The 5,084-nt window shown below is 47.2% G+C and carries 2 tRNA genes and 2 rRNA genes; all 4 read right to left on the minus strand.

Annotation, left to right across the window (positions count from 1 at the left end):
* The 4 genes from EV201_RS16280 to EV201_RS16295 all read right to left on the minus strand — a co-directional run bounded on the left by EV201_RS16280 (position 1) and on the right by EV201_RS16295 (position 4,851).
* A 23S ribosomal RNA gene (locus EV201_RS16280) occupies positions 1 to 2,879 on the minus strand.
* 127 nt (positions 2,880 to 3,006) lie between these two features.
* Positions 3,007 to 3,080: transfer RNA gene (locus EV201_RS16285), tRNA-Ala, on the minus strand.
* 15 nt (positions 3,081 to 3,095) lie between these two features.
* A tRNA-Ile gene (locus EV201_RS16290) sits at positions 3,096 to 3,169 on the minus strand.
* A gap of 156 nt (positions 3,170 to 3,325) precedes the next feature.
* Positions 3,326 to 4,851: ribosomal RNA gene (locus EV201_RS16295) — 16S ribosomal RNA — on the minus strand.
* The 16S and 23S rRNA genes sit together here with 2 tRNA genes alongside, the layout of an rRNA operon.
* Positions 4,852 to 5,084: the final 233 nt, after the last annotated feature.

Raw genomic sequence — 5,084 nt, forward strand, 5'->3', positions numbered from 1 at the left:
TCATAAGCTTATGGGTAATTAGTATTGCTCGACTTTGACATCACTGCCTTTACATCTGCAACCTATCAACGTTGTCGTCTCCAACGACCCTTTAAAGAAATCTCATCTTGAGGTAGGCTTCGTGCTTAGATGCTTTCAGCACTTATCCCTGCCCAACGTAGCTACTCTGCAATGCAGCTGGCGCCACAACAGATACACTAGAGGTTAGTCCAACCCGGTCCTCTCGTACTAGAGTCAGATCCTCGCAAATTTCTAACGCCCACAACAGATAGGGACCGAACTGTCTCACGACGTTCTGAACCCAGCTCGCGTGCCACTTTAATGGGCGAACAGCCCAACCCTTGGGACCTTCTCCAGCCCCAGGATGTGACGAGCCGACATCGAGGTGCCAAACCGCTCCGTCGATATGAGCTCTTGGGAGCGATCAGCCTGTTATCCCCGGCGTACCTTTTATCCTTTGAGCGATGGCCCTTCCATGCGGAACCACCGGATCACTATGCTCTACTTTCGTACCTGATCGACTTGTAGGTCTCACAGTCAAGCACCCTTGTGCCATTGCACTCTTCACACGATTACCAAACGTATTGAGGGTACCTTTAGAAGCCTCCGTTACTCTTTTGGAGGCGACCACCCCAGTCAAACTACCCACCACACACTGTCCGTCGTCAGACGTTAGACTCCAGATAAGCAAAGGGACGTATTTCAAGGTTGACTCCACGAATCCTGGCGGACCCGCTTCGTAGTCTCCGTCCTATCCTACACATTACTTACCCAAAATCAATGTGAAGCTGCAGTAAAGGTGCACGGGGTCTTTCCGTCCCGTTGCGGGTAATCGGCATCTTCACCGATACTACAATTTCACCGAGCTCATGGCTGAGACAGTGCCCAGATCGTTACACCATTCGTGCAGGTCGGAACTTACCCGACAAGGAATTTCGCTACCTTAGGACCGTTATAGTTACGGCCGCCGTTTACCGGGGCTTCATTTCAATGCTTCTCCAAAGGATAACATCTCCACTTAACCTTCCGGCACCGGGCAGGTGTCAGGCCTTATACTTCAACTTTCGTTTTTGCAAAGCCATGTGTTTTTGATAAACAGTCGCCTGGGCCATTTCACTGCGGCTCCCATTGCTGAGAGCACTCCTTCTCCCGAAGTTACGGAGTTATTTTGCCGAGTTCCTTAGCCATGAATCACTCGAGCGCCTTAGTATTCTCTACTTGACTACCTGTGTCGGTTTGAGGTACGGGCCACTATAACCTGAAGCTTAGAGGTTTTTCTTGGAAGTCAAATTACATGCACTATCCACGCTGCCGAAGCATTGTGGTACTATCAGCTTTCAGCTCAAGATGCGGATTTGCCTACATCTCTCATAGCATACGGCCTTCAACGAACTATTCCGTCAGTTCGCGGCACTTTCATCTCTTCGTCACCCCATCGCAGTTATAGCGGGTATCGGAATATTAACCGATTGTCCATCGAGTTCGCCCTTCGGCTACCCCTTAGGTCCCGACTTACCCTGATCCGATTAGCGTTGATCAGGAAACCTTAGTCTATTGGCGTGCGGGTTTCTCACCCGCATTATCGTTACTTATGCCTACATTTGCTTTTCTAAACGCTCCAGCATGCATTACCACACACCTTCTACGCAGTTTAGAATGCTCCCCTACCAATTACGTATCTTTCAACGTAAGTCCATAGCTTCGGTAGTATACTTATGCCCGATTATCATCCACGCAAGATCGCTCGACTAGTGAGCTGTTACGCACTCTTTAAATGAATGGCTGCTTCCAAGCCAACATCCTAGCTGTCTGTGCAATCTTACCACGTTTGTTCAACTTAGCATACATTTGGGGACCTTAGCTGATGGTCTGGGTTCTTTCCCTCTCGTCCGTGGACCTTAGCACCCACGGGCTCACTGCCAGATATAAGTTATAGCATTCGGAGTTTGTCTGGATTTGATAGGCGGTGAAGCCCTCGCATCCAATCAGTAGCTCTACCTCTATAACTCTTTACTCTGACGCTGCACCTAAATGCATTTCGGGGAGTACGAGCTATTTCTCAGTTTGATTGGCCTTTCACCCCTACCCACAGTTCATCCCAAGACTTTTCAACGTCAACGGGTTGGGCCCTCCACTCTGGATTAACAGAGCTTCAGCCTGACCATGGGTAGATCACCAAGTTTCGCGTCTACCCCCACTAACTTTTTCGCCCTATTCAGACTCGCTTTCGCTTCGACTCCGCACCTGAAGTGCTTAATCTTGCTAGTGAGGAGTAACTCGTAGGCTCATTATGCAAAAGGCACGCCGTCACACCCAAAGGTGCTCCGACCGCTTGTAAGCGTATGGTTTCAGGTACTATTTCACTCCTCTATTCGAGGTGCTTTTCACCTTTCCCTCACGGTACTTGTTCACTATCGGTCTCTCAGGAGTATTTAGCCTTACCAGATGGTCCTGGCAAATTCACACAGAATTTCTCGTGTTCCGCGCTACTCAGGATACTACTAGATGCAGATTGCTTACGTGTACGAGACTATCACTCTCTATGGTCGCTCTTTCCAAAGCGTTTCACTTCACGCACTTTATCATATTGTAGTCCTATAACCCCAGCATTGCCGAAACAATACTGGTTTGGGCTGGTCCCTGTTCGATCGCCACTACTAAGGGAATCACTTTTGTTTTCTTCTCCTCCGGGTACTTAGATGTTTCAGTTCTCCGGGTTTGCCTCCCTTGCGGGATACCTACAAGTAGGTGGGTTGCCCCATTCGGAAATCTTCGGGTTAGCGGTTATTTGCACCTCACCGAAGCTTATCGCAGCTTATCACGTCCTTCATCGCCTCTGAGAGCCTAGGCATCCGCCATACGCTCTTAATTACTTATTATTATGCTTGTTATTTCTATTGCTAAAAATAACCAACGAAATCAATCGCTGTTTTCTTTACTTAGATTACTTCTACTTTTTGATTTTTCAATATGTCAAAGAACTTTTAATACCAAATATGTATCGAGTGGAGAATATCGGAGTCGAACCGATGACCTCCTGCGTGCAAGGCAGGCGCTCTAGCCAACTGAGCTAATCCCCCATAAACGTAAATATGTAGTCCTGCGCAGATTTGAACTGCGGACCCCTACATTATCAGTGTAGTGCTCTAACCAACTGAGCTACAGGACTAAATTAATAATCCATAGGCTTGTGGTTAAACACCCTAACGCTATGGGTTATGGTATATTAAAAGATGAAAGCAAAAATAAAATTAGGTCAAGAAAAACAACCTTATAAGTCAACCATTTTCACAGTTTAACCTATTGTCGTATTATCCATCTCCAGAAAGGAGGTGTTCCAGCCACACCTTCCGGTACGGCTACCTTGTTACGACTTAGCCCCAGTTACCAATTTTACCCTAGGACGCTCCTTGCGGTAACGTACTTCAGGCACCCTCGGCTTCCATGGCTTGACGGGCGGTGTGTACAAGGCCCGGGAACGTATTCACCGTATCATTGCTGATATACGATTACTAGCGAATCCAACTTCACGGAGTCGAGTTGCAGACTCCGATCCGAACTGAGACCAGCTTTTGAGATTAGCATCCTGTCACCAGGTAGCTGCCCTTTGTACTGGCCATTGTAACACGTGTGTAGCCCTGGACGTAAGGGCCGTGCTGATTTGACGTCATCCCCACCTTCCTCTCACCTTACGGTGGCAGTCTCGCTAGAGTCCTCAGCATTACCTGCTAGCAACTAACGATAGGGGTTGCGCTCGTTATGGGACTTAACCCGACACCTCACGGCACGAGCTGACGACAACCATGCAGCACCTTGTAAATTGTCCCGAAGGAAAGACCTATTTCTAAGCCGGTCAATCTACATTTAAGTCCAGGTAAGGTTCCTCGCGTATCATCGAATTAAACCACATGTTCCTCCGCTTGTGCGGGCCCCCGTCAATTCCTTTGAGTTTCATTCTTGCGAACGTACTCCCCAGGTGGATTACTTAATGCTTTCGCTCAGTCACGCACGATGTATTGTGCACAACGAGTAATCATCGTTTACGGCGTGGACTACCAGGGTATCTAATCCTGTTCGCTCCCCACGCTTTCGTCCATCAGCGTCAATAATGGCTTAGTAAGCTGCCTTCGCAATTGGTGTTCTACGTTATATCTATGCATTTCACCGCTACATAACGTATTCCGCCTACCTCAACCATATTCAAGTCCTTCAGTTTCAATGGCAGTTCCAGAGTTAAGCTCTGGGATTTCACCACTGACTTAAAAGACCGCCTACGGACCCTTTAAACCCAATAAATCCGGATAACGCTCGAATCCTCCGTATTACCGCGGCTGCTGGCACGGAGTTAGCCGATCCTTATTCATACAGTACATTCAAACTCTCACACGTGAAAGCAATTATTCCTGTAAAAAAGCAGTTTACAACCCATAGGGCCGTCATCCTGCACGCGACATGGCTGGTTCAGACTTGCGTCCATTGACCAATATTCCTCACTGCTGCCTCCCGTAGGAGTCTGGTCCGTGTCTCAGTACCAGTGTGGGGGACTATCCTCTCAGACCCCCTAAGCATCACTGTCTTGGTGAGCCGTTACCTCACCAACTAACTAATGCTACGCATGCCCATCTTATACCACCGGAGTTTTAAATATCTTACCATGCGATAAAACATTGTTATGCGGTATTAATCCAGATTTCTCTGGGCTATCCCCCAGTATAAGGTAGGTTGCATACGCGTTACTCACCCGTGCGCCGGTCGCCATCTTCCAGCAAGCTGGAAATGCTGCCCCTCGACTTGCATGTGTTAGGCCTGTCGCTAGCGTTCATCCTGAGCCAGGATCAAACTCTTCGTTGTATAAAAAACTTATAGTTAATTCTGCTCGTGGATAATATCTAAGTTATTTCGTAAATCTAATTGACAAGGTTATTATTTCTTGTATTTACCTAACTTTATTCTACTTCCAATATTTTCAAAGAACTTGCGTTCAAAATTTCTTCTCTGTTTTGATGCTGATTACAGCGTCAAAGCGGGTGCAAAGATAACAACTTTTCATTTTAAAAACCAAAACAAAATTGAAGTTTTTTTAA

Origin of the sequence: Ancylomarina subtilis (genome assembly GCF_004217115.1) — a bacterium.
Classification (GTDB): domain Bacteria; phylum Bacteroidota; class Bacteroidia; order Bacteroidales; family Marinifilaceae; genus Ancylomarina; species Ancylomarina subtilis.